The sequence below is a fragment of the Streptomyces sp. NBC_01635 genome, assembly GCF_045209715.1.
GTDB classification, from domain to species: Bacteria; Actinomycetota; Actinomycetes; order Streptomycetales; family Streptomycetaceae; genus Streptomyces; species Streptomyces hirsutus.
The window spans coordinates 5,789,147-5,811,761 of record NZ_CP109277.1; the positions used below are offsets into that span (position 1 = coordinate 5,789,147).

The 22,615-nt window shown below is 68.0% G+C and carries 22 protein-coding genes and 1 pseudogene; 16 read left to right on the forward strand and 7 right to left on the reverse strand.

Annotated elements, in window-relative coordinates; all coding sequences use genetic code 11:
- The 3 genes from OHB56_RS27035 (at nucleotide 1) to OHB56_RS27045 (ending at nucleotide 3,318) form a co-directional block, all read left to right on the forward strand.
- Complete coding sequence (locus OHB56_RS27035) at nucleotides 1-303, forward strand: hypothetical protein (RefSeq protein ID WP_406359224.1); 303 nt, start codon at nucleotides 1-3, stop codon at nucleotides 301-303.
- 377 nt (nucleotides 304-680) lie between these two features.
- Entirely contained in the window at nucleotides 681-2,255 is a 1,575-nt protein-coding gene (locus OHB56_RS27040) for a hypothetical protein (RefSeq protein ID WP_406356115.1), read from the forward strand.
- A gap of 559 nt (nucleotides 2,256-2,814) precedes the next feature.
- Nucleotides 2,815-3,318, forward strand: a complete 504-nt coding sequence (locus OHB56_RS27045; RefSeq protein WP_406356116.1) for a hypothetical protein — start codon at nucleotides 2,815-2,817, stop codon at nucleotides 3,316-3,318.
- Here OHB56_RS27045 and OHB56_RS27050 read toward each other — a convergent pair.
- Together OHB56_RS27050 and OHB56_RS27055 are read right to left on the reverse strand one after the other, a co-directional pair.
- Nucleotides 3,219-4,076: an ABC transporter permease gene (locus OHB56_RS27050; RefSeq protein ID WP_406356118.1), complete on the reverse strand. Its 858-nt coding sequence runs from the start codon at nucleotides 4,074-4,076 to the stop codon at nucleotides 3,219-3,221. The two genes, OHB56_RS27045 and OHB56_RS27050, sit on opposite strands and share 100 nt — an antisense overlap.
- Nucleotides 4,073-4,993, reverse strand: a complete 921-nt coding sequence (locus OHB56_RS27055; protein ID WP_406359225.1) for an ABC transporter ATP-binding protein — start codon at nucleotides 4,991-4,993, stop codon at nucleotides 4,073-4,075. The genes OHB56_RS27050 and OHB56_RS27055 overlap by 4 nt, the downstream gene beginning before the upstream one ends.
- A 133-nt stretch (nucleotides 4,994-5,126) precedes the next feature.
- On the opposite strand from OHB56_RS27055, the gene OHB56_RS27060 reads away from it, so the two are divergent.
- Nucleotides 5,127-6,299 (forward strand): sensor histidine kinase, encoded by a 1,173-nt coding sequence (locus tag OHB56_RS27060; protein ID WP_406356120.1) that lies wholly within the window; start codon nucleotides 5,127-5,129, stop codon nucleotides 6,297-6,299.
- Nucleotides 6,296-6,952: a response regulator gene (locus tag OHB56_RS27065; protein ID WP_406356122.1), complete on the forward strand. Its 657-nt coding sequence runs from the start codon at nucleotides 6,296-6,298 to the stop codon at nucleotides 6,950-6,952. Before OHB56_RS27060 ends, OHB56_RS27065 begins: the two co-directional genes overlap by 4 nt.
- Nucleotides 6,953-7,313: 361 nt before the next feature.
- On the opposite strand, the gene OHB56_RS27070 is transcribed toward OHB56_RS27065, so the two are convergent.
- Entirely contained in the window at nucleotides 7,314-7,505 is a 192-nt protein-coding gene (locus OHB56_RS27070) for a hypothetical protein (RefSeq protein WP_388920149.1), read from the reverse strand.
- A 10-nt stretch (nucleotides 7,506-7,515) separates the two neighbouring features.
- Nucleotides 7,516-8,367: a helix-turn-helix domain-containing protein gene (locus OHB56_RS27075; protein WP_406356124.1), complete on the reverse strand. Its 852-nt coding sequence runs from the start codon at nucleotides 8,365-8,367 to the stop codon at nucleotides 7,516-7,518.
- 306 nt (nucleotides 8,368-8,673) lie between these two features.
- Here OHB56_RS27075 and OHB56_RS27080 point away from each other — a divergent pair, with 306 nt between their 5' ends.
- Nucleotides 8,674-9,189 (forward strand): ATP-binding protein, encoded by a 516-nt coding sequence (locus tag OHB56_RS27080; protein ID WP_406356126.1) that lies wholly within the window; start codon nucleotides 8,674-8,676, stop codon nucleotides 9,187-9,189.
- Between the two features lie 57 nt (nucleotides 9,190-9,246).
- Here the strand turns inward: OHB56_RS27080 and OHB56_RS27085 are convergent, their stop codons facing one another.
- A complete protein-coding gene (locus tag OHB56_RS27085) occupies nucleotides 9,247-9,666 on the reverse strand; it encodes a DUF192 domain-containing protein (protein ID WP_406359226.1) in 420 nt (139 codons plus the stop codon).
- Nucleotides 9,667-9,699: 33 nt separating this feature from the next.
- Nucleotides 9,700-11,244 (reverse strand): alpha-1,2-mannosidase, encoded by a 1,545-nt coding sequence (locus OHB56_RS27090; protein ID WP_406356128.1) that lies wholly within the window; start codon nucleotides 11,242-11,244, stop codon nucleotides 9,700-9,702.
- A 304-nt stretch (nucleotides 11,245-11,548) separates the two neighbouring features.
- Here OHB56_RS27090 and OHB56_RS27095 point away from each other — a divergent pair, with 304 nt between their 5' ends.
- The 10 genes from OHB56_RS27095 to OHB56_RS27140 all read left to right on the forward strand — a co-directional run bounded on the left by OHB56_RS27095 (nucleotide 11,549) and on the right by OHB56_RS27140 (nucleotide 22,129).
- Entirely contained in the window at nucleotides 11,549-12,214 is a 666-nt protein-coding gene (locus OHB56_RS27095; protein WP_406356129.1) for a hypothetical protein, read from the forward strand.
- The gene (locus OHB56_RS27100) at nucleotides 12,202-13,239 is read left to right on the forward strand and encodes a hypothetical protein (protein WP_406356131.1); all 1,038 of its coding nucleotides are present in this window, start codon (nucleotides 12,202-12,204) and stop codon (nucleotides 13,237-13,239) included. Before OHB56_RS27095 ends, OHB56_RS27100 begins: the two co-directional genes overlap by 13 nt.
- Nucleotides 13,240-13,544: 305 nt before the next feature.
- A complete protein-coding gene (locus OHB56_RS27105; RefSeq protein WP_406356133.1) occupies nucleotides 13,545-15,113 on the forward strand; it encodes an alpha/beta hydrolase in 1,569 nt (522 codons plus the stop codon).
- Nucleotides 15,114-15,385: 272 nt separating this feature from the next.
- Nucleotides 15,386-16,051 (forward strand): hypothetical protein, encoded by a 666-nt coding sequence (locus OHB56_RS27110; protein ID WP_406356134.1) that lies wholly within the window; start codon nucleotides 15,386-15,388, stop codon nucleotides 16,049-16,051.
- Nucleotides 16,039-17,073 (forward strand): hypothetical protein, encoded by a 1,035-nt coding sequence (locus OHB56_RS27115; RefSeq protein WP_326754509.1) that lies wholly within the window; start codon nucleotides 16,039-16,041, stop codon nucleotides 17,071-17,073. The genes OHB56_RS27110 and OHB56_RS27115 overlap by 13 nt, the downstream gene beginning before the upstream one ends.
- A 105-nt stretch (nucleotides 17,074-17,178) precedes the next feature.
- Nucleotides 17,179-17,502, forward strand: coding sequence for a hypothetical protein (locus tag OHB56_RS27120; protein WP_055596751.1), 324 nt, complete (start codon nucleotides 17,179-17,181; stop codon nucleotides 17,500-17,502).
- Nucleotides 17,499-18,854, forward strand: coding sequence for a hypothetical protein (locus tag OHB56_RS27125; RefSeq protein WP_326754510.1), 1,356 nt, complete (start codon nucleotides 17,499-17,501; stop codon nucleotides 18,852-18,854). The genes OHB56_RS27120 and OHB56_RS27125 overlap by 4 nt, the downstream gene beginning before the upstream one ends.
- Nucleotides 18,855-19,591: 737 nt before the next feature.
- Nucleotides 19,592-20,266 carry a hypothetical protein gene (locus tag OHB56_RS27130; RefSeq protein WP_406356136.1) on the forward strand — a complete coding sequence of 225 codons (675 nt, stop codon included), beginning with the start codon at nucleotides 19,592-19,594 and terminating at the stop codon, nucleotides 20,264-20,266.
- Nucleotides 20,267-20,276: 10 nt separating this feature from the next.
- A complete protein-coding gene (locus tag OHB56_RS27135; RefSeq protein WP_406356138.1) occupies nucleotides 20,277-21,164 on the forward strand; it encodes an LLM class flavin-dependent oxidoreductase in 888 nt (295 codons plus the stop codon).
- Nucleotides 21,165-21,349: 185 nt separating this feature from the next.
- Nucleotides 21,350-22,129, forward strand: coding sequence for a class I SAM-dependent methyltransferase (locus OHB56_RS27140; RefSeq protein ID WP_406356140.1), 780 nt, complete (start codon nucleotides 21,350-21,352; stop codon nucleotides 22,127-22,129).
- Between the two features lie 18 nt (nucleotides 22,130-22,147).
- Here the strand turns inward: OHB56_RS27140 and OHB56_RS27145 are convergent.
- Nucleotides 22,148-22,381: pseudogene (locus OHB56_RS27145) on the reverse strand (DNA glycosylase AlkZ-like family protein); the annotation flags it as partial.
- Between the last annotated feature and the right edge of the window lie 234 nt (nucleotides 22,382-22,615).

Here is a 22,615-nt window from a genome sequence, read left to right on the forward strand (position 1 = left end):
ATGCGCTGCTACTGGGACGAGGAAGACACCTGGTTCTACTTCGAGGTCGATGCCGCAGGCTGGGTGATCCGACAGATCGAGCTCGAAGGGCCTGAACTGACCCCGATCGCAGCGGCCTCCCTCGAGGAATGGCAGCGCGCCTACGACGCAGGCCGTCTCGACGAGTACGAGGGCAGGTTCGGGATCACCGCCGAACTGGCCGTCTCCGAGTGGGAAGGCCACGACCCACTGCCGCTCACCTCCGAGGAATTCGAAGGGGTCTGGAAGGCCGCCCGTCGGCAGATCGCCGACCGCCCGTCATGACTCCCGAAGCAGCCGTGGGGAATCGCCACCCGTCCTGAGACAAGAGCGCTCGGCCACTGCGTGAGACAGCCTGAGAAGCAGCTGGTCAGCACGACGTCCTATGACGTGTGCCGCGAGGCCCTACACCTCGGCCCCGATCTCAAGCCAGGGATCGGGGTTTGGCAGGTGCCCCAGTGGCCCCGACAAGCCAGAGGGGCCGTGCAGTCGGCGCACACCCGACGTGTCAGCAGGAATCCACGATCAGGTGTTGCGGCGACCGATTGAATCCAGCACAACGCGTTCCACGCCGTCCGTGCGTCGTTTCCCCGCTGCCCCCCTCTGTTGGCCATGCCTGGCTACTCTCCCCTCGCCCGGTCCGGTACAGGAGAGGTACGTCCATGAGCACCCCGGTCCACCGCACCTCACCTCGGCAGTCCGTGGCTGCCCTGGCGTCGACCCGGCAGCGCCGGGACCGGATCCGGGCAGGCAGTCCGTCCGGAAACCCGGCGGAGCGCGCCCTCTTGGAGATCCAGTCCAGCGCCGGTAACCGAGCCGCGACCGCGGTGGTGCAGCGCGCCAGGGGCGCGGCGAAAGGAAAGGCACCGGAGAACGGCAACGCGGCCGCCGGATCGAAGAGTTATCGCGACCGGATCGCCGCGATCCTCGACAGGCTCAAGAAGAATCTCGAATTGATCGACACCTTCGTCAAGGGCGTCCATGTCCCTGCCAACGCGGGCTTCTCCCAGCAGGCCTCCGCCACAGTCAACGACGGCCTCAAACACTCCGCCGGCTCCTCGGGGACCGCCGCCGCATCGGAGAACCTCGTCACGGAGACCGCCGGCGCCGTGCTCAGTGGCATGGAGGCGGCCAAAGCCAGGAAGGACGCCAAGAAGCACAAGAACGGGGCCGCCTTCCACACAGCGGGCAAGAAAGCCGGCTCAAAAGGGGCTGACGCGGTCGTCGGTGCCGCCGGCGCGGGAAGCTACGTCCTCGGTATCGCCAAGGAGCTGACCAAGGTCCAGAAGGCGGCGCACACCATGACAGCGGCCGAGGCGAGCGGTATCGGCTCCAGTGTCGTCGGCGCGGTGAAGGGCGGCCGTGCCGCCGGCCGCTTCGGGCTGACGGCCCGCAAATACCATGCCCTGAAAGGGCTCGGAAAGTCCGACCACATCGCCGAGGAGGCACTGGTCCGGCTGAACCAGGCGCGGAATGAAGCCGAATGGGCCGCGGCCGAGGCGTACGTCGCGCTGGATGCCCACTGGGACCACGAGGACGAGGGCCGGCTGGAGCGCGTTTCCGAGGCCATCGATGTGGCCTGGGCGGCGATGGGTGAGGCCCGTGACGCCGCCAGGGACGTCCGGCGCGCCGAAGATGTGAACACGATGAACACGGTGCACACGTACGCGCTCGGCAAGCAGCGCAACAAGATGGGCAAGCAGGCGTTCACCGCCGTGGGCGAGTCCACCAAGGCCGCGGGCGGCCTCGTGACGGCGGTCGCCGCCACAGCGGGAGTAGCCGGGCTGGCGAGCAACCCGGTCGGCTGGGGCCTCGCCGCGGGTGCGGCCGGCCTCATCCTCGGTGTTACCGCCTACAGGGCGGGCCGCGCGGGCAAGAAGCGCTACGACGGGGCCCGCCACCCCGAACGCTGGGCGGCGGAGGGAAAGACCCCGGTGGAGCCCGCCTCCCGCGAGGATGCGCTGAAGGAGGCCCTGAAGTTCTGGAAGAAGGTGGAGAACGGTGAACGCCAGGCCATGGCGCGTAAAATCTACGGACTGGCGGCGGGTGCTGACATCCAAGGGAGTGGCGACACAGCGGCCGAAATGCGGGACTCGGCCAGAGCCCTCCTCATCGCTCTCAAAGCAGGCCCCACCAACCACCGGATGACCCCCGACGAGTGGGCAGACTCTCTCAACGACCCGGCGAAGACCGCCGCTTGGGTCAAAGAGATAGCAGAGCAGCTGTCCTCGGCGTGACCGGGAGGCACTACCGCGCCCGGCAGCACGAGATCGGAACGAGGTGGCGAAGGTTGCTGGTGGGCCGGTGGGCCGGTGGGCCCTGCTGGTCCTGGCCCCGGCCCATTTGAGATGCGGTGACACTCCCTCAGCCTCCGGCCGGGGGTGCCCCCAACGCCCAGCTCACGGCCGGTTCCGCATCGGTGTCGGGACGGCCTACCGCTTCATGGTCGTCCTCCGCGAGCCGGAGGGAGGCCGTCGAATGCGTCAGACGACTGGCTGTGATCTTGGCTGTCAGGTCGCGGGTGGGTCCGTCACCGGTGTGCCGGGCCCTGGGCACCGCCTCCGCCCTGGTGGGCCCCGCCGACGGGGACGCTCCCGCGCTTTCGACGCGGGCTACCCCGGCTGGGAAGTGGAGCCCACCGAAGCTGCCGACCCGCCCGATTGTGAGACATCCCGTGAGTTTCCCTGAGCTTCGTTGATCGGCTGGCCTGCTGGTCTGTTGGCCTGGGTGTTCTCCCTCGTGGAGGCGCCTTGCCGTCGACTGACGTAACTTCGGGATTCCTGAAGCGTTCTCACCATGGCCGACTGGTCATCGGTCGGGGTGAAGGTGGGGAGGCTCGGGTTGGCGCCGGCTGTCGTACGCGACCTGCGCGAGTTCCGTGATCCGGTCTCGGCGGAGGAGCCGGAGCAGTTCGAGACCGACGTGCTGGCCGGGTTCGTTCTCGCGAGGGCCTCGGCGTGGCCGGCGGGCGGCACGATTCGCGGGGACGTCGGGCACCCGGAGCAGGTGCGGGCCTGGTTCGGCCGGCCGCTGTGGGAGATGGGACCGGCCGACGCCGACGTGTACTTCGGGAAGGTGCTGCGGGGCTCTTCGAGCGGCACCTGGCTGGCCCGCGCACAGGCGCTGACCACGTGCGAGTACGGGCCAAGAGCCTTCTGCAACGGTCCGGTGTACATCTTTGGCAGTCAGGCCCTGCGGGCTCACAGATCGTGCCGGCGGACGGCGACCACAGCGACGACTGCTGCGGTGAGGGGCCAGGCCGCGTACACGATCCACGACCCGCTGATGGTCGCCGGGTAGGGGGCCGATCCGAAGGGGTCGCCCATCTGCACCAGTCGTTCCCACGCACTGCGGGGCAGCGCGTGAAGGACGCCGGACGACCAGCGGTGGCGGTCGCTGAGGAGGAACGGCAGCAGCAGAAGAATGCCGGTGAACGTCACGACGGTGGTTGCGGTGTGCCGGATGAGGGCGCCGAGGCCCATGCCGACGAGCGCGCACACCGGAGCGAGCAGTGCGGACGCCGCGACGGCGCGGAGCGCGCCGGGGTAGCCGAGGGACAGGCCGATGCCCCGACCGGACAGGACGGCCTGTGTCACGCCGAACGAGGTCCCCGCGACGACCGCGCCGTAGACGAGCATGACTGCCGTCACGACGGCCATCTTGGCCGCTACGACCGAGCGGCGGGCCGGTACTGCCGCGAAAGTCGTGCGGATCTGTCCACTGCTGTACTCGCCGACGATCGTGAGGGCGCCGATGCTGCCGGTGGCGAGCATCAGGACCATGCAGGCACCGATGGTGAAGGCATCCCGCATGGCCCAGATCGGAACGAAGAGGGCCCGGATCCCTTCGTTGTAGGTCGGCCAGTTGTTGTAGTCCGCGATGGCCGCGCTGATGTTGATGGCGATGGTGATCAGTGCGCTGGCCCCGAACGCCCAGGAAATAGACCGCAGCGACCAGAGCTTGATCCACTCGGCGGCGAGTAGGTCCCGGAAGCGGGCACCGGGCTCGGCGGCGCGTACGGCGGTGGATGTGGCCGTCAGCGGCGTGGTCGGGGTCATCGGGATTCTCCTGCGAGGTATTCGACGCTGTCGGCGGTGAGTTCCATGAATGCCTCCTCCAGTGAGGAGGTGCGGGTGGCCAGCTCAAGGAGCACGATGCGGTGGTGGGAGGCGAGTTCCCCGATGCGGGCCGTGCTCAGGCCGGTCACGGTGAGTAACCCCTGTGCGCCCGAGTCGTCCGGCTGCACCGAAGCGCCCTCGGCTTCGAGTACAGCTGCCAGCGCTGTGGGGTCAGGCGTCCGCACGGTCACGCTCTGGCGGGTGCCGCGGGCCGCGAACTCCGTCACGCTCTCGTCGGCGATCAGCTCGCCCCGGCCGATGACGATCAGGTGCTCGGCGGTGTTCTGCATCTCGCTCATCAGGTGGCTGGAGACGAACACGGTGCGCCCCTCGGCGGCCAGTCGCCTGAACAGGCCGCGTACCCACCGCACGCCCTCCGGGTCCAGGCCGTTGACAGGCTCGTCGAACAGCAGCACCGGAGGGTCGCCGAGCAGAGCCGTGGCGATGCCGAGCCGCTGCCTCATACCCAGGGAGAACCCGCCGATGCGGCGCCGGGCCGCGGGAGCCAGTCCTACCTCCTCAATGACCTCGTCCACCCGGCGCCGCGGGATGCCGTTGCTGCGGGCCAGGGCGGACAGATAGGCCAATGCGCTGCGACCGCCATGCACGTTATGGGCGTCGAGCAGGGCACCGGCGTGACGCAGGCCGCGCGGGTGGTCCCGGAACAGGTGACCGTTGATGGTGGCGGTGCCGCTGGTGGATTCGGTCAGGCCGAGGAGCATCCGCAGCGTGGTGCTCTTGCCGGCACCGTTGGGACCGAGGAACCCGGTGACGTGCCCGGGGCGCACGGTGAAGGTCAGGCCGTTGACGGCAGTGGTCTTGCCGTATCGCTTAGTCAGTTCGTTGACTTCGATCACCCGGCCCACGGTGCCGGGAAGAGTGTCCACCCGGCATCGGTCCAGCGACTGCACTCGCGGGAGGGCTTGTATCCCGTGGGCGTACGCCCACGGGCCAATGTTCCGCCGCTGGTCAGGCGATTACGATCGCCTCATGTCCGCCAAGCCGCGTCCCCTGCTGTCCTGGCACCTGCGGCCGGCCGTGCGGGCGGCACTGGCCTGGTGCGGGGCGATCGCCTACCCGTTCGCACTGTTCTTCGCAGCACGCGGCACACCTTCCGACTCCCCCGGCGTTCCGTTCGTCTCGGCGGCCGCGGTCACGGCCCTGTCTCTCGGACTGCTGCGCCGCCGCCCACTGCCGGCCCTGGCGCTGATACTCCTGGGTACGTACGTCACGGCGACGACAACCCCGTTCTGGCAGGTCGTGTATCTGCTGGTTCTGGCGAACGATCTCGCCGTCGGATACATCGTGGCCACCCGGCCGCGCCGTGTCGCGGTCACCGCTGCCGTCATGACGCTCGGCATACAGGTCGCCTTCGCCGCACGCCTCGGGACCGGGACGGACGGCTTCGCCCGCACGGTCGTGGTCCTCGTTCTCGCGCTTGCCGCCGCCTGGATGACCGGTCATTCGGTTCGCGAACGCCGCGAGCACGCTGCGGCACTGCGCTCGCAGACCGCCGCTCAGGCCGTCGCGGCCGAACGGCTTCGGATCGCCCGTGAGCTGCACGACATGATCGCGCACAGTATCGGCGTCATCGCCATCCAGGCGGGTGTGGGCCGCCGGGTCATCGACACGCAGCCGGACGAGGCCCGCAACGCGCTGGCCACCATCGAAGACACCAGCAGGGAAACCCTCGCCGGGCTGCGGCGCACTCTGGGCGCACTGCGCCGCGCCGAACCGGGCCCCGGGGCGGAGGCCGCGCCGCGCGAGCCTGCCCCGGGGCTGGCCGATCTCGACCGGTTGACCGCGTCGACGAGGGACGCGGGCGTCCATGTCGACGTGCGATGGCTCGGAGAACGACGGCCCCTGCCCCCCGATATCGACCTGGCCGCTTTCCGGATCGTCCAGGAGGCCCTCACCAACGTCGTACGCCACGCGGGTACCCCCGACTGCCGCGTCACCATCGGCTATCAAGACGGCGAACTGGTCATCGAGGTCGCCGACGGCGGCCGCGGCGGCCTCACCTCCGGCACCGGATACGGCATCACCGGAATGCGGGAACGCGTCACCCTGCTACGCGGCCAGTTCACCGCCGGGCCGCGACCCGAAGGCGGCTTTCGCGTGATGGCCCGGCTCCCCCTCTCCGAAGGAGTGCACATTTCATGACGGTCCGCGTCGTGCTCGCCGATGACCAGCCACTGGTCCGCAACGGTCTGCGCGTCCTGATGGCCGACGCCCCCGACATCGACGTCGTGGGAGAGGCCGGAACCGGCGCCGAAGCGGTCCAGCTGGTCCGGGACACCGAGCCCGACGTGGCAGTGATGGACATCCGCATGCCGGGCATGGACGGCATCGAAGCCACCGCGCTGATCACGGCAGCCGCTGGGGTGACGCGCGTCCTTATCCTCACCACGTTCGACGACGACGAGTACATCTATGGCGCGCTCCGAGCGGGTGCGAGCGGGTTCCTCGTCAAGGACATGGCACTGGACGACATCCTCGCGGCTATCCGCGTGGTCGCCGCCGGAGACGCCCTGATCGCCCCGAGCGTCACGCGCCGCCTGATCGCAGAGTTCGCCGCCCGCCCCGAACCCGCCCCGCATCCACGACCGGTCGGGAACATCACCGAGCGGGAACGCGAGGTACTGACCCTCGTCGGACGCGGCATGTCCAACAGCGAGATCGCCGCCCACCTCTACATCAGCGTGGCCACGGCAAAGGCACACATAGCGCGGCTACTCACCAAACTCGAAGCCCGCGACCGAGTCCAACTTGTCATCACCGCCTATGAAACCGGCTTGGCAACACCACCTCGGTGAACATCAAGCACCTCAGTCGCCGAAGCTCGCCGGCCGAAGCGACGAGGCCCGAACTCTCATAAACGGTCCTTCGTCCGAGCAAGATCAAGGACGGGGCGCCGAACCCTTGATGATCTTGAATAAGTTCTCGGAACCCGTTCTCACTCAAAAATGGGAGCGAACCCCTTTGGTTCGCCGCTCGTCAACGGCATCCCACGGTGCAAAGTAGGCGTCGGCCTTCTGCACCCCCCGCCGGAACACCATTGTCCGTTTGCGGCAGCTTCGGGAGAACAGGCTCGATGTGGTCGCCGACTTCCTGGCGTACTACGAGGCCGATTGAGGAGGAGGCCGATCGGTCCGCCGGCCCCACCGTCCGAGCGGCCTACAGAAGGTGGTCGGCCTTGCCGGCCTTGATCTCGAGGATGAGGTCGCGGAGGGCTTCTCTGGTGTCGGTGAGGGGGGTGTCCTCCTGGCCGGCGACGGCGATGTAGGCGTTGCCGTCGGTGTCGGTGCCTATGCGGAAGCAGTTGGCGCCCTCGGCGCAGAAGGGTTCTTCCCAGGTGATGTCTGCCATGGGGTGCTCCTCAGAGGTCGCTGGCGATGGTGTGGATGAAATCGCGTGAATCAGCCGACGAGAGCGACGCCTCTTCCATCCAGTCCAGGTGAGCACGGTACTTGGCCAGTTGGGTCTGACCGTGAAGGAACTCTGGTCCGTGAGCCGAGTCCAGTTCCGCCGTGTCGAGTTGGGGGACTGCCGCCTCCGCATAGGTGAGACCCTGGCCGGCTCCGGGGAAGGCTCCGGCCTTGAAGCGGATCACCCGCACGTCGATGTTCGCGAGTTCCGAGAGGTCGCAGAGGTGGTCGAGCTGCGTGCGCATGGTCTTCGTGCCGCCGAACTCGACGCGCAGTGCGGCCTCGTGCACGTAGCCGACGTACGTGATCGGTGCTTCCCGGTGCAGGGCCTGCTGACGCTGCATGCGATGCGCCACTCGCAGTTCGATCTCGGCCGGTGACAGCGGTGGCAGGGCGGCGGCGAACAGCCTGCGTGCATAGGCGTCGGTCTGCAACAGGCCCGGCACATGCAGGGCCAGTCCGCCCCGGACTCGTCTGGCTCGCCACTCCATCTCGGCGATGTCCAGCAGTGCTGCGGGGAGTTGACCGCGATACGACTCCCACCAGCCCCGGGCCCGGTCGCTGGCCATGTCCGCGAGGGCCTCGACGTATTCCTCGTCGCGGCAGTCGTAGTTGCACGCGAGGGTCCGCAGACGTTCGGGAGTGATGGTCCGGACCCCTGCCTCGATATTGGAGATCTTCGCCCGATCGAGGCCGAGCAGCCCGGCGGCGTACTCCGTCGACACCTCTGCTGCGAGACGCATCTTCCGTAGTTCCGCGCCCAGTCGTCGCTGTCGTTGAGTGGGCGTTGCCCTCGGCGGCATCTGTCACCTCCTCCAATGGTCGCGGCGTCAGTCTCCCCCTTGTCGGTCCGGTAGGTCCACCCAGATGAGTGGCAAATTCAGCTGATTAGTGGCAATTTGCCACCATCGCCGCCTACTGTCGGCGATGCAGTAGTCGCGATCCGTGACGTTCGGAAGCGCATCACGCGAGTTCACCCGCACCCTCCTGCCCTGGGAGGGGTGTGCCCGCGTCAGGGAGACAGGCCACCGGCCGGACCGCGTCACAGACAGCAAGCAGCAAGCAGCAAGCAGCAATCAGCAATCAGTCGTCAGTCCTCGGGAGTTGTCATGCCTGATCCCTCGTCCCTCTGTCCGATTGCCGCGCCCGCCGACCGGCCGCCTGCCCCGCCTGCCCCCGACACCCTCGCCTACAGCTTCACGCTCCCCGCCGCCCCGCGGAGCCCCGCGATCGCCCGCTCTGCGACGAGGACGATCCTGCGGGCTCACGGCCTGGACGACGTGATGGACGCGGCGGTGCAGGTGGTGGGCGAACTGGCCGCGTGCTCATGCCGGTTGGCTCCCTCGGCCGAGGTGTACGTCTCCCTGCGGTACCGGGACGACGCCCTCCGCGTGGTCCTCTACGACTCCCACCCCCGCCACACGCACCCCCGGCTGCTCGCGGCCTGCGACGCCCGCCGCCGGGCGGCACTCCGCGTGCTGGCCTGCGTGGTCAAGGCCTGTGCGGGGGAGTGGGGCTTCGGGGACGCGCGGGAGCCGGGTGGCGGGACCCGGATGTGGGCGGTTCTCCCCAGGGGCGGCGCACGCGCGTACGCGGCGGGCGGGCCTCAAGGCTCCCGCTCGTGAAGTGCCGGGCGGCTGCCGCGACCAGGGCCTGATCCGGCCCGATTCGGACGAAAGAGCCTAGGCGTGCGGCGTGGAGGGCGTCGCCCGCCCGGTATCGGGGTCGGGAGGGCTCGTCACCACGGTCACCCGCACCTCGCTCCGCAACCCCCATCCCGCCATCGCCCCGGCCTCGGACTCGACGACATGCCGCGCCCGCACCCTCGGCAGTCCGAGTCGCCCCGGCGGCATGGTGCGTACGGCGATGACGCGGAGATGCCGGTCGAGATAGGCGACGTCGATGGGCATGCGCATACGGAAGGTGTGGATGCTGTTGGCGGGGGAGAGGAGCAGTGCGCCGTCGAGCGATGTCCGTCCCAACAACCCCTTGGTGCGGGCGCGGTAGGAGGCAGCGATTTCCAGAGGTACGTGCACGTCCGGTCGCCCCTTGTCACCCGGCACGACCAACTCTCCGTGCCCGTCCCGCCACGCCACCGCCACCACCCCCGCCTCTTCTGTTCCTTCCCCCTATGGTCAGTTGCTGCGGAGGCGGGCCGCAAGGGCGGCCAGGGACTGGGCGGTCTCGGTCAGGCTCGCCACGGCGGCGTCCAGGTCCGAGGCGAGGCGGGGCGCCGGAAGGGCGGCGGCCGGAGCGGAGGGGACCGGTGTGCCCCGATAGCCGATCGGACCCTCGTTGTAGCGCTGGTAGTAGCCGGTGAACCCCTTGCCGGCGGGAGCCTCGATGAAGCGGACCCCGGTGAGCTGGGTCTCGTTGCCGCCGGAGTTGCGGGTGATGTCGAGGCGGTAGAACCGGAAGGCGGGCATGTCGGTGTGGGGACGCAGGAAGAACTCCCTCGTCTCGAAGCGGTCGGTGAACCGCTCGCCGATGCGCACGTCCAGAGGAGTCCAGGCATCGCCGTCGTGGGAGCCGAGGAGGGTCCAGTCGCGCGGGTCGCGCTCGGCGAAGTCGTTCGCGGACGTCAGGGTGTACGAGGTGATGGCGGAAGGACGGGCGAGGGTGAAGTCGAGCGCCGCGACGTCGTCGCCGGCCAGCCACTTGTCCCGGGACTCGCCGATGAGGTTCTCCGCGATCTCTCCCGCTTCCTCGAACTCGTCGCTCGCCTCGACATCGGTGGCCTCGACCTCGTTCGACAGCGTGTGCAGCACGGCCACGCCGGAGTTGCCGCGCTGGTCGCGCCAGGTCACCCGCTCCACGGGGGCGGGGCCGCCGTCGTCCACCAGTAGCCGCAGTTCGTGGGAACGGTGCCAGCCGCCGCCCCAGCCCTCCTCGGTGTGGAAGCGGTGCAGGTGGTGCGAGCCGGAGACCGGGGCGTTCGGCATGCCCTCCGCGTACGGCCACCTGCCGGTGAGACGGCCCCTGTACTCGTACGCCGTACCGTCGGCGGCGCGGTGGACGCCGTGGAAGTCCGACATGTTGGACTGGAAGCTGATGGCCGTCTCGGTGCCGTTGTCGCCCTGCCAGCCGAGCTGCGCCGGCAGCGAGTGCTCGTCCCGGTCGATGTGGAACAGCAGCCGGGGAGCCGCCTGCCAGGAGCGGGACGAGGAGGCGTGGGCGCAGCGCCGTTCGGTCCGGTACGTGAAGACCGAGTCCCGAGCGGCCTCCGCAGTCCGCGCACGCTCGGAGCGGCCGCGCTCGACGACGGGGTCCAGTGTGATCCGGTAGAGCCAGAACATGCTGCGGGCCTTGGCGGAGGAGCGTATCTCCAGGGCGTTGGTGCCGGCCTTGAGCAGATGCCCGGGTACCGCGAAGACGTTGTCCTGCGGGAGGTCGCCGCCGCCGGGCACGGTGAGTCCCTCGACCAGCGTCTCCCCCTGGAGCAGGACGTCGACGGGGGCGTACCCCGGCTCGGGGCCGAGCTTGGAGACGAGGGCGGTCATGGTGAGCGTCGCCTGAGGGATGTCCGCCGGATCCTCCACCTCGAACTCCATGGTCACGGACCCGCCCGCACCGAGAGCCAGATGGGACCCGGCGAACCGGCCGTCCTCGTGCCGGACCTCGACGTTGGCCAGCCGGGGCGGGTGGACGGAGAAGTCAGCGAAGGTGGCTTCCATACTCATGACAACAACTCCTGATGAACCGTCAACACGGTGAGACGCAGGGCGTGATGACGACGAATACGCCACGGCCGACCCCATGAGCAGTGAACCTAGTGCCCCCCTGTGACAACGCCTTCGATCGACGGCGGCGCCTGGAGCGCCGGTGGTGCCGGTTTGCGTAACGGGTCCGTTCCAAGTGGGTCGGATGGCGGTGGTTTTGGCCCGATGTGCCCGGCAGGTCGTCACTCATCTCTCTGGTGTCGTCACGCATCGCTGGATAGCGTTGCTTCGCTCGAGAGAAGCCTCGCCCCACCGGGAGCCGACCGTGAACCGCCGCCCCACCCTGCTTGCAGCGCTCGCGCTGACCGCCACTGCAGCCCTGACGCTCTCCGCCTGCGGCGGCGGCGATGAAGGCTCCGCCGAGGACAAGGACAGCGATAAGATCGCGGGCGCGGACACGGGAGGCGAGAAGTCGGCCTCGCCGAGCGCGAGCGCTTCGGACTCCGGGGGACGCCCGAAGATCGAACTGCCGTCGGACCTCTCTTACGCCTTCGACTGGCCCAAGACCGGCGACAAGGAGAAGGACGCGATCCTGGCGGACAGTGAGCAGTCCATCAAGGCAGTGGATTTGGCAATTGCCAACCAGGATGCGTTGGACAAGGGGTACCTCTACTACTACGAAGGGGAGGGGGCGGCGGAGACGCAGAATTTCATCCAGAACTACGTGGACCACAAGGCCAGCCTTACGGGCTCCTACCGCTTCTACGCTCCTGTGGTGGCTGTCGGGAAAGAAGGAACGGGCTCCCTCAGCTATTGCGAGGACCAGGGCAAGGCGTATGTGAAGTACCTGGAGACCGGCAAGGTCAAGAAGACCGAGGTCACGGAGAAGAGCTACGTGATCTACCACACGTCCCTGAAGAAGAACGATGAGGGAGCGTGGGTGATTCACAAGATCGTGTCGGAAAGGGGGAGCGCTAAGTGCCAGCCGTGAAACGCGTTAGCCAGAGGCTCGCCATCACCGTTGCCTTTGGCCTGGTTGTCCCCCTCCTGGCGCTGCCGCACGCGGCCCACGCCGATGACGCGCTGGGTGAGGAGTCGCAGGGGTCGGAACAGAGTGCCGAAGTGGGTGGTGACGGCACTATGTCGGTCACGGTGGGTGGGGTGGTGTTCGATCGTTCGAAGAACGGGCGTGGTGGTTCCGCGGGTGCGTTGAGGTCGTCCACGTCGTGGGCGCCGCCGCCTTGTTGGTATGCGCCCAAGTACACGCCGGAGCAGTTGCAGAAGCACTTGGAGCCGATCTGGGAGGCCGGGTCGACGGGGCACGAGTGGGACGCCGCGCAGCGGGACCGGTATGTCGAGGGGAAGCCGTACGAGGACTTCAACAAGGACAAGGAGGGCGAGGGCTACTTCTGGGACTCGTTCGTCAACGAAGGCTTCCCGCCGGGCTGGGATTCCTGTGAGGAGCAGATCTTCTGGGTGGACCGGGGTGATCCTCCGCCGGCCGGGATCGAGGACGCGGTGACGCCGGAGGTTCTGGCGGAGCTCGCCTATGCGGAGATTCGTGTTCCGGGTACGGAGGTGATGTTGGCTCCTGCCGGGGAGGCCAAGGTGAATCTTCCGACGTGGGCGTGGCTGGACGGGGCGGAGTTCAGGCCGGTGTCGGTCACCGCGTCGGTGCCGGTGATCGGTATTGAGGCGACGGCGACGGCGGTGCCGGTGTCGCTGGAGATCGAGCCGGGCACGCCCGACGCGGAGACGTTCCCCGCCTCGGGTGTCTGCGAGATCGATGACGGGCGGATCGGTGAGCCGTATGCCAGGGGGAAGGCGGACCGGGATCCGCCCTGTGGGGTGAGGTACCTGCGGTCCTCGGGTGAGGGTACTTTTCCGCTCCGGGCGACGGTCACCTGGGAGATCGAGTGGACCGGTACCGGGGGTGCGGGCGGTGACCTTCCCGACGGCACCTTCGGTGCCACGCAGGACGTCGTCGTCCAGGAGATCCAGGCCATCAACCGCTGAATCGCACTCCTCCTTACCTGCGCGCAGATCCGCACTCGATCTGCCGGGGCAGGGCCGGTGGTGCTGGTCATCACCACGCGTGTCGCCGGGCTGCGGTAATTCGCCCATTCGGCCGCACTGCCTCGCGTGCGCTGCTGGATCGCTGTGTCGTTGACACGGACGCGTGCCGAGGGCCATGGCATTGGCGGCCTCGGGCGCTCAGCGACGAAGAGCGAGAAGGACGGAGTACGCCCATGCCTCCTATACGCGCTATACGCGGGTTCAGAGCGGGTTGCCGACGTCATACCGCGGTCATCGCAGCGCTGGTGACCTGCTCGACGGTACTGACCGGGCAGGACCTCGCCGTGACCGGAGGTGCTCCCACACCTTCCGTGCCCGTCCCGCAGTTGGAATGGAGCCCCTGCGTTCGGGGCAGCGCGTTCGACTGCGCGACCGCGAAGGTACCGCTGGACTACGACAATCCCAGTGGGCGCACCATCGAGCTGGCAGTCGTCAAACGGAAGGCCACCGACCCCGGCCGGCGCATCGGCACCCTCTTCTTCAACCCGGGCGGCCCCGGCGGGCCCGGAACGGTGCAGATGCCACAGAACTACGAGCGATTCCCGCGCGAGGTGCGGGAGCGGTTCGACATCATCAGCTGGGACCCTCGAGGGATCGGCAGCAGCACCGCGGTGAACTGCTTCGCGAGTCCCGAGGAAGCCGCTGACTGGAGCGCGGGCAAAGCGGCTGGCTTCCCGGTGGGAGAGAAGGAGCGGGCGGCCTTCATCGCCGCGTACAAGGATCTGGCCCGGCGTTGTGAGCGGCGTGACCCCGAGCTCCTACGCCACGTGTCGACCACCGACACCGCTCGGGACCTCGACCAGCTCCGCCGGGCGGTGGGGGAGTCACGCCTCACCTACCAAGGGATCTCCTACGGCACGATCCTGGGCGCCACCTACGCCAATCTCTTCCCCGACAAGGTCCGCGCCATGGTCCTCGACAGCAACATCGACCCCGAGGCATGGACGAACCACGCGTCCGACGACGACCCCCGGCTCACGACCTTCCTGCGCATGGGTTCGGACCGCACCGCGGCAGCAACCCTGGACCAGTTCCTCACCCTGTGCGGGTCCATCACCACCGCCCACTGCGCCTTCTCCGCCGGCAGCCCGCAAGCGACCCGGGACAAGTTCGACCAGCTGATGCAGAAGCTCCGCAAACATCCTGTGGGCGCCTGGACTTATGCCGGCACGGTCGCCGACGTGGTGAACAGCCTCTACATCGTCCACCCCGGGTGGACGGACCTCGCCGGCAGGCTGCAGAACCTGTGGCAGGGTCGCGCCGCGGAGCCGTCCCCGCTCCCGCCCCCACCCGCGGTCCCGCATCCGAATCCGTACCTGGGCGAGGAACAGGGCGCTGCGGTCCTCTGCGGCGACAGTCCCAATCCGCGCGACCCGAACGTCTACCACGGCCTGGAGGAGGCCGCCGCCGCCCGCGCGGGCGACGCCGGACGCTTCTGGACCTGGGCCGTCGAGGGGTGTTCGACCTGGCCTGCGGTCGCCGCCGACCGTTACCTCGGTCCGTGGAACAAGCCGACAGCGCACCCCGTCCTGGTGGTCGGCACCACCTACGACCCCTCCACTCCCTACACGAACGCGCAGGCCATGGCCAAGCAACTGGCCAACGCCCGCCTGCTCACCCACAACGGGTACGGGCACACCGCACTGCTCAATCCCAGCAGCTGCATCAACACGTACACCGGCCGCTACTTCATCGACGGCACGCTCCCGCCGGCCGGAACAACGTGCCGGCCGGACACGCCCCCCTTCTCCGCATCCAAGCCGATCGGCGGCGTCGCCACCGGCGGAGGCGGAATGGCCGGCACCGTCTCCTGAACCGGCCACAGCCCCCCGGCCTGGGTGCGGACTTTCGACCCAGGCCGGACGGGCCCCTGGTCCCCTGCCCTTTGTCCCGGTCCCCGTCCCATCGGTGCCCTGCCGACTGAGCCGCGCGGTCTTGCGTAACGGGTCCGTTCCAAGTGGGTTGAGTGGCGATGGATTTGGCCGGATGTGCCCGGCAAGTCGTCACTGATCTCTCTGGTTTCGTCACGCATCGCTGGATAGCGTTGGTTCACTCGAGAGAAGCCTCGCCCCACCGGGAGCCGACCGTGAACCGCCGCCCCACCCTGCTCGCAGCGCTCGCGCTGACCGCCGCCACGGCGCTGACGCTGACCGCCTGCGGCGGCGGCGATGAAGGCTCCGCCAAGGACAAGGACAGCGACAAGATCGCGGGCGCGGACACGGGAGGCGAGAAGTCGGCTCCGCCGAGCGAATCGGCTCCGGCCACTGAGGGGCGCCCGAAGATCGAGCTGCCGTCCGATGTCACGCTGGTCTTCGAAGGAGAGAAGACGGGTGATCAGGTCAAGGATGCCGTCCTGGCAGACAACGCAGAGCGTATGAGGGCGGTGGACGCAGCCATCGCAGGAACCGACACCAACGGCGAGGCTCTGGCCTTCTACAACACAGGCAAGGCTCTGGAAGCAGCTCTGTCCTGGGTCAACCAGTTCGAGGAAGCCGGAGCCACGATGACGGGCGAAGTCCGTTACTACGACCGCAAGGTGACCATCGAGGGCGAGAAGTCGGCAGTGCTCATTTTCTGCGCGGACGAGAGCAAGGGCTTCAGCAAGGACAAGAAGACCAACAAGGTCCATAAGACGCCGGTGACCAAGAACAGCTACGTGCTCTACAACACCAAACTCGACAAGAGCGCCGAGGGAGTGTGGCAGACCTCCCAGGTTGTCTCGTCGAGGGGAGCTGCTCAGTGCCAGCCGTAGTACGCCTGTCGTTGAGGGGACTTGTCCTGGCCGGCCTCGTTATGGGGGCCACCGTCACGACAGCCCAAGCGGATGTCGTTCCTGGCGGGGAAGGAACGGGATCCGAGACCCAGGTCGAAGGTGACCGGAAGGGTGAGAACATCTCGGCGACCGCAGGAGCGGTTGTCTTCGATCGCACTCGCAATGGCGCGGGCGAGGCGGCTGGTCCGGTGACGGCTGCCGCCCGTTGGACCCCGCCCGCTTGCTACTACGCGCCCAAGTACACCCCTGACCAGTTGCAGAAGCACCTGGAACCCATTTGGGAAGCCGAATCGACGGGCTATCAGTGGGATGCGGCGCAGCGTGATCGCTACGTCAAGGGTCACCCCTATACGGACTTCAACAAGGACAAGGCCGACGAGGGCTACTGGTGGGACTCGTACGTCACAGCGGGGCGTGAAGGCCAGCCCGGTGCCCTTGACTGCGACAAGCCCATCTTCTGGGTGGATGAGAACAACGACCCCCCGGCGGACATCCCGCAGGCGGTCACCCCGGAGATCCTCGCCCAACTCGCCTATGCCGAGATCCGTGTTCCCTCGACGGAAGTCGATCTCGCACCGGAGGGCACGACGAAGGTGAACCTCCCCACCTGGGCATGGCTGGACGCGGCACAGTTCAAGCCGGTGTCGGTGACGGCCTCGGTGCCGTTGCTGGGTATCGAGGCGACGACCACCGCCGAACCGGTCTCCGTGGAGATCGAGCCGGGCACGCCGGACGCCGAGACCTATCCGGCGTCCGGTGTCTGCGACATCCGGAACGGCCGGATCGGTGAGCCGTACGCCAAAGGCAAGGCGGACGGGACCCCGCCCTGTGGTGTGAAGTACCTGCGCTCCTCGGGAGACGACTCGTACGAGCTCACGGCCACCGTCACCTGGAAGATCGAGTGGACCGGCACCGGCGGCGCGGGCGGCGACCTCCCCGACGGCGACTTCGGCGCCACGCAGGACGTCGTCGTCCAGGAGATCCAGGCCATCAACCGCTGAACCGTGCGCTCCTCCTAAAGAGGGCCCTCCGCTCCGGATGCGCCACGAAAGACGGAACCTCTCGTTCCTTCCATGGGTGCAGATGGATCGGGAGAGGGCGGGCGTATGGCTGAGCCGCGGTTGGCGGTCGACGGGGACGAGCTCGGGCGCTTCATGAAGTCGCTGCGCAAGTCGTCGAGCTCGCTCAAGGGCGTACGGCAGGCGCTCGCCGACGGAACTGTCACCGGACTCGGCACGGACGACCTCGACCGTGCCTGTGAGTACTTCCAGGACGACTGGAAGTACGGGGCCGAGGAGATCGGCAAACAGACCGAGGACCTCGCCGAGATCATCGGCAAGAGCAAGGACAGCTACCTCGAGGTCGACAAGGCCCTGGAAGCGGCCCTCGAACGAGCCCGTGCCGGCAAGGGCGGGGGCGGGGGACGGTGACCGTCACCCAGATCGACGACACCGGCGCGGCTCTCGATCCCAAGTCGAGGGCCGACCTCGGCAAACCCCAAGGGCTCAAGTCGGCGCCCCGCATCCCGTACCCCGACTATCCGCACCTGGGATTCAACCCCGTACCAGGTGATACGGAGACCGTTCGCGGACTGCACAAGAAACTGAGCGGTTGCGCGAAGGTACTCGAGGACACCCACGAGCTGGTCACCAAACTGCTGGACGGCAGTTATTGGAAGGGTGACGCCGCCGTCGCCTTTCGCGAACAGCTCGACGATGGTCCGCTGCCGCTGAATCTGAGGAACGCCGCGCGGTCCATCCGCAAGGCGGCCAAGCAACTGAGCTGCTGGGAAAGTGAGCTGGACGACTTTCAGCGGCGTGCGAAGCGGTTGGAGAGCGACGCCGAAGAGGCGCAGACCGCTGTGGACCTGGCGAAGGGCCGGGCCACCAAGGCGGAGGGCCACCCCGACCTGGAGAAGAAGGGAGACGGGGACGGTGCGGCGCAACGGGCACTGACCCGTGCCCAAGCAGACGTCGAAGAGGCCCAGGCCGAACTCGACAAGGTCATCGGCAAGGCGAAGAGGCTGGCCGAGGAGCATGAGCGCCAGGCCAAGCATCGCGCGACGAAGATCCGCGAAGCGACGAAGAAGCTGGCTCCGCATGAGCCCGGCATGTTCGACAAGGCGCTCGACTGGCTGACGGACAACCTGCCGGACATCCTCAGTTTCACGGCGGGGCTGATCGTCGTCGCAGCCCTCCTCCTTTCCGGCCCTCTGGGGTGGAGCCTGGCGACTGTGGCGATGCTGATGCTTGCGTCTTCGGCGGTGAGTTTCGCGGCACTGGCGTTCAGGCTCTCAGATAGCGAAACGTGGGAGTCGCTGAAGGATGGATTCAGCAAGGGTGAGCTTGACGCTGATTTCTGGAGCAACTTTGTTTCAGTAGGTGCGGATTTCGTAGGGGTGCTGCCCGGGGTTGGAGCGGCTGGTAAGGGTGCGTACACGGGAATTCATGCCGCGCTAGGTGGCAGTACGGCAACAACCGTAGGGCAGAAGGTCGCCCTTCTTGGAGTGAATACGCTGGATGAGGCAAAGGCTGTCGCATCCTTGGAAAATCAGTTGGTGGCACGCGCAGTACGTGGCTGCACCAACCCAGGGATTGCCGCCAAGGTTGTCGAGGGTGCGTCCGGTCTGGTGGGCGTGGGAACCAGTGGCTTCGGCATCTACAACAAGATTGTGGATGCCGAAGACGATGGAGTGAAAGACGGCACTGTGGCCGGTATTGACGGTACGCGACTTGGTCTTGATGTCGGCGGAATTTATGGCCTTGTGCGTCACGTTTTCTGACGGCTGTGCAAGGAAGGAGAGTAATTGAATTACATCGAGCATCCTTCGGCGTGGGACCATCCGCCCACGCGTCGCGCTTGGAGAAGGCGTGGACTCATGGTGGCATTGGGGTTGATTGGCTGGCCTACCGCTTGGTTTGGCATGCTTTACGTGCTGATTTCTTTCTTGTCTCAGAGGTTCATTATCCCGTTCTTGCCGCTACTATGTTATGCGTTCTATCGAAGCGCACTCCAAATATTCCAAGTAGCCTTACTGTTTCGGATTCGATCAGTCATCAGAGAGTATCCGTGGCATGTGCTCTTCAAGGTTCGGTGCGGAATCGATGAACATCCCAAAGCGGAAGATAAAGGGATCTGGATCGAGCTCCCCGACCCCTCAAGCCGCTCAGGCGCAGGCATCCCCTTGGTGTTCGTGAAGCACCACCGGGCGTTCTGGTGGCTGCGGCGTATTGGGGGGCCACGTACGAAGCCTGCGCTCAAGGCGCAACTGGAACCTCTGTGGTTTGCGGGTGATCCGAGGTTCCTGGGTGTCGTGGCCGTTTCCTCCCGGGACGGTAAGGCGCCCAGGCGCCTGCACTTTCTCTATCAACCGTCTGCCTTCGACGAGCATGCCCCGCGAAGGAGTTGGGAGGGTGCGGACCCTGCCGACCTTGAGCGTGCCCGTCGTGCCGGAGCGCGGTTCGTCGATGCTGTGCCTCCTGCCGTCTCCGGCATCAGGGGGAACGAAGGGGCGGAGACTTGAGCGCACCCGTGATCATTTTCGATTCCTCCACGGCGGATCCCCTCGCCGAGCTGTGGTTCGTCGAACCAGCGGGATTTCTCCCACTGCCCCTGGACGCGCTGCTTCCCGACCCGAACTCCTCGGCAGAGGACAGGTTGCGGGCCGCAGCCGCACCGCTTCTCGATGCCGCGCCCGACGAGGCGTTCCGCCGGCAGTTCATTGCAGCCTTCGCCACCGGCCAGCAACTCCTCGCCGCCTTACGCGAAGTGGGCACCGTGCACTGTTCCGTGGGATTGCATCGGGATGATGTGGGTGGGGTGGGCGGTCGTGGGAGGGCGATGGAGGAAGGGCCGTTGTTCTCGTTGTTCACGATTTCCTGGCGGGAGACAGCCGCCGCGCCCCGGAGTGTCACCGCTGCCCGTGCCGTGACGGCCGTGGGAGGGCACACGGGCGTCGAGTTCGTCGAGTTGCCCGCAGGGCCGGCCACGTTCAGCGAGTCGACGTCCGCGCCCGGCAGCGGGAGTGGTCTGCCGCAGCGCTCGCTTCTCCAGCTGCACGCCCATCTTCCCCACCCGGACTGCCGGCGGCTCGCTGTCCTCACGCTCACCACCACGGCCCCGGCCCGGCGCGAGGAGTACCGGGCGATCCTGCGGGCGATCGCCGGGAGCGTCAGCTTCGAGAGCCCCGGGTAGGTACGTCGCCATGACCACACTTGGTGCCGTGTTCCGGCCGCAGCTTGCTCCCGAGCGTCTTCGTGCCGTTGTCCGCAGTGCGGAGGACGCCGGGCTGGATGAGCTGTGGGTGTGGGAGGACTGTTTCCGGGAAGGCGGGATCTCCACGGCCGCCGCCGCGCTGGCCTGGACGGAGCGGGTACGGATCGGGGTCGGACTGCTCCCCGTGCCGTTGCGGAACGTTGCCGTCACGGCCATGGAGGCCGCCACGCTGCACCGGATGTTCCCCGGACGGGCCGTCCTCGGTGTCGGGCACGGTGTGCAGGACTGGATGGGGCAGGTCGGGGCCCGGGTCGAGTCGCCGGTGACGCTGTTGCGGGAGCATCTCGTCGCGTTGCGCGCCCTGCTGCGCGGGGAGCGGCTCACCGTCGACGGACGGTACGTCACCCTCGATGACGTCGCCCTCGACTGGCCGCCCGAGGGGGAGGTCGAGGTATTCGCCGGCGCTACCGGGCCGCGTACCCTGCGGCTCACCGGCGAGGTCGCCGACGGCACCGTTCTCACGGCGTCCACCTCACCCGAGGGTGTTCGGCGTGCCCGGCGTCTCATCGAGGAGGGGCGTGCGGCGGCCGGGCGTGAGGCTACGGCGCACACAGTCGTCGTCTATCTCCTCACCGCCACCGGACCCGGCGCCGACGAGCGGCTCCGCGCCGAGCTGATCGCCGAGGGCGTCGGCTCCGAACCCGATCTCGGAGTGGCCGGGGACGCCGGTGCCGTCGCCGAGGCGGTCCACCGGCTGGCCGACGCCGGGGCCGACTCCGTGATCCTTCAGCCGACGGGGGACGAGCCGGACCCCGAGGGGTTCGTGCGGTTCGCCGCGGAGGAAGTGGCCCGGCGGGTGGGGGCCGCGGTGGTGTAGGACAGGCTGCGGGCTGGGGGCCGTGGACTGCGGACCGCGACCGTCTGACCCGGGAAAACCCGGGAGCGGGTTCCGTCGACTTCTGTGAGCATCGAGTGATGTCGTACGGACGTCGCTCGGACTGTTCCTCTTCCTCACCCCCTTCCCCTTCCCTTTCCTCCCCTTCCTCCTTTTCTTTTGACGAGTTGCTGGCCGAAGGCGTGGCCGTTCCCACCGAGGGGTGGGACTTCTCCTGGTTCGCCGGGCGGGCCACCGAGGGTCGGCCCTCGTGGGGATACGCGCGGGCCATGGCCGGGCGGTTGGGCGGGCAGCAGGGCAGGGCGGTCGGGGCCGTGCTCGATGTGCAGACCGGGGGAGGGGAGGTGCTGAGCTTCGCCCTCGACGAAGCCGGACGTGCCGCCCCCGGGAGTCGTCGGCCCGCGCTTGTCGTCGCCACCGAGGGGTGGGCGCCCAACGTCGTCAAGGCCGCCGGGCTCCTCCGGGAGCGGGGCGGCTTCGTCGTCGCCTCCGCGGACGGGCCGTTGCCCTTCGCCGACGGGGTCTTCGATCTCGTCGTCAGCCGGCATCCGGTGAAGGCCCACTGGCGGGAGATCGCGCGGGTGCTGCGGCCCGGCGGCGGTTACTTCGCTCAGCACGTCGGGCCCCGCAGCGCCTACGAACTCGTCGAGCACTTCCTCGGGCCGCAGCCGGAGGAGCAGCTCGATGCCCGGCATCCCGAACGCGAACGCCGGGACGCCGAGGCCGCCGGGCTGGAGATCGTCGACCTGCGGGCCGAACGACTGCGCATGGAGTTCTACGACATCGCCGCCGTCGTGCACTTCCTGCGCAAGGTGATCTGGATGGTCCCGGACTTCACCGTCGAGGCGTATCTGCCCCAACTGCGCCGACTGCACGAACGGATCGAGACCGAGGGCGTGTTCGTCGCCCACAGCAGCCGCCACCTCTTCGACGTACGCAAGCCCTGACCGTCCTCGATCCGGCGCTTACGCGTGCGCGCCGACGGTCACCTTGCCCACGACCGACTCCGGCTTCGCTTCCAGTACTTCTCCCACCCGCTCCGCCTGTTCCGCCGGCTCCCTCCCCTGCCGCGCCGTCAGCGGCTTCAACGGCTCCACCGTGATCGTCGTACGGCGGCCGCTGCGGCGCTGGTGCCGTACGCCCGCCACCACGCCGTCGACGAGCAGCACCGGGTGGTTGCCGGCCTGTCCGCCCACCAGTTCCTGTGCCTGCCCCCTGGGCCCGTGCCCGTGCCTGTTCTCGGCCTCGTCATGTCTTCGACGGCAGAGGCGATCGAGGACAGATTCCGTCCGCAAGGGGTGACCCGGCCCGTGCTTCGGGCCATTCCCGGGCGTGGCTCGCTTTTCAGTCACCTGGCGGGCTCCGTTCAAGCCATGGTCATTCGCCCGAGCGAAGCTGCGCGGACGGCGTCGCGCAGTGGAGGGGACTGTGCG

Bases quoted from the DNA above. Each gene is read 5' to 3' on its own strand.
- OHB56_RS27070 (WP_388920149.1), bottom strand. From the start codon at position 7,505: ATGGCAGACATCACCTGGGAAGAACCCTTCTGCGCCGAGGGCGCCAAC.
- OHB56_RS27035 (WP_406359224.1), top strand. From the start codon at position 1: ATGCGCTGCTACTGGGACGAGGAAGACACCTGGTTCTACTTCGAGGTC.
- OHB56_RS27045 (WP_406356116.1), top strand. From the start codon at position 2,815: ATGGCCGACTGGTCATCGGTCGGGGTGAAGGTGGGGAGGCTCGGGTTG.
- OHB56_RS27135 (WP_406356138.1), top strand. From the start codon at position 20,277: ATGACCACACTTGGTGCCGTGTTCCGGCCGCAGCTTGCTCCCGAGCGT.
- OHB56_RS27060 (WP_406356120.1), top strand. From the start codon at position 5,127: ATGTCCGCCAAGCCGCGTCCCCTGCTGTCCTGGCACCTGCGGCCGGCC.
- OHB56_RS27040 (WP_406356115.1), top strand. From the start codon at position 681: ATGAGCACCCCGGTCCACCGCACCTCACCTCGGCAGTCCGTGGCTGCC.
- OHB56_RS27050 (WP_406356118.1), bottom strand. From the start codon at position 4,076: ATGACCCCGACCACGCCGCTGACGGCCACATCCACCGCCGTACGCGCC.
- OHB56_RS27120 (WP_055596751.1), top strand. From the start codon at position 17,179: ATGGCTGAGCCGCGGTTGGCGGTCGACGGGGACGAGCTCGGGCGCTTC.
- OHB56_RS27065 (WP_406356122.1), top strand. From the start codon at position 6,296: ATGACGGTCCGCGTCGTGCTCGCCGATGACCAGCCACTGGTCCGCAAC.
- OHB56_RS27080 (WP_406356126.1), top strand. From the start codon at position 8,674: ATGCCTGATCCCTCGTCCCTCTGTCCGATTGCCGCGCCCGCCGACCGG.
- OHB56_RS27075 (WP_406356124.1), bottom strand. From the start codon at position 8,367: ATGCCGCCGAGGGCAACGCCCACTCAACGACAGCGACGACTGGGCGCG.
- OHB56_RS27090 (WP_406356128.1), bottom strand. From the start codon at position 11,244: ATGAGTATGGAAGCCACCTTCGCTGACTTCTCCGTCCACCCGCCCCGG.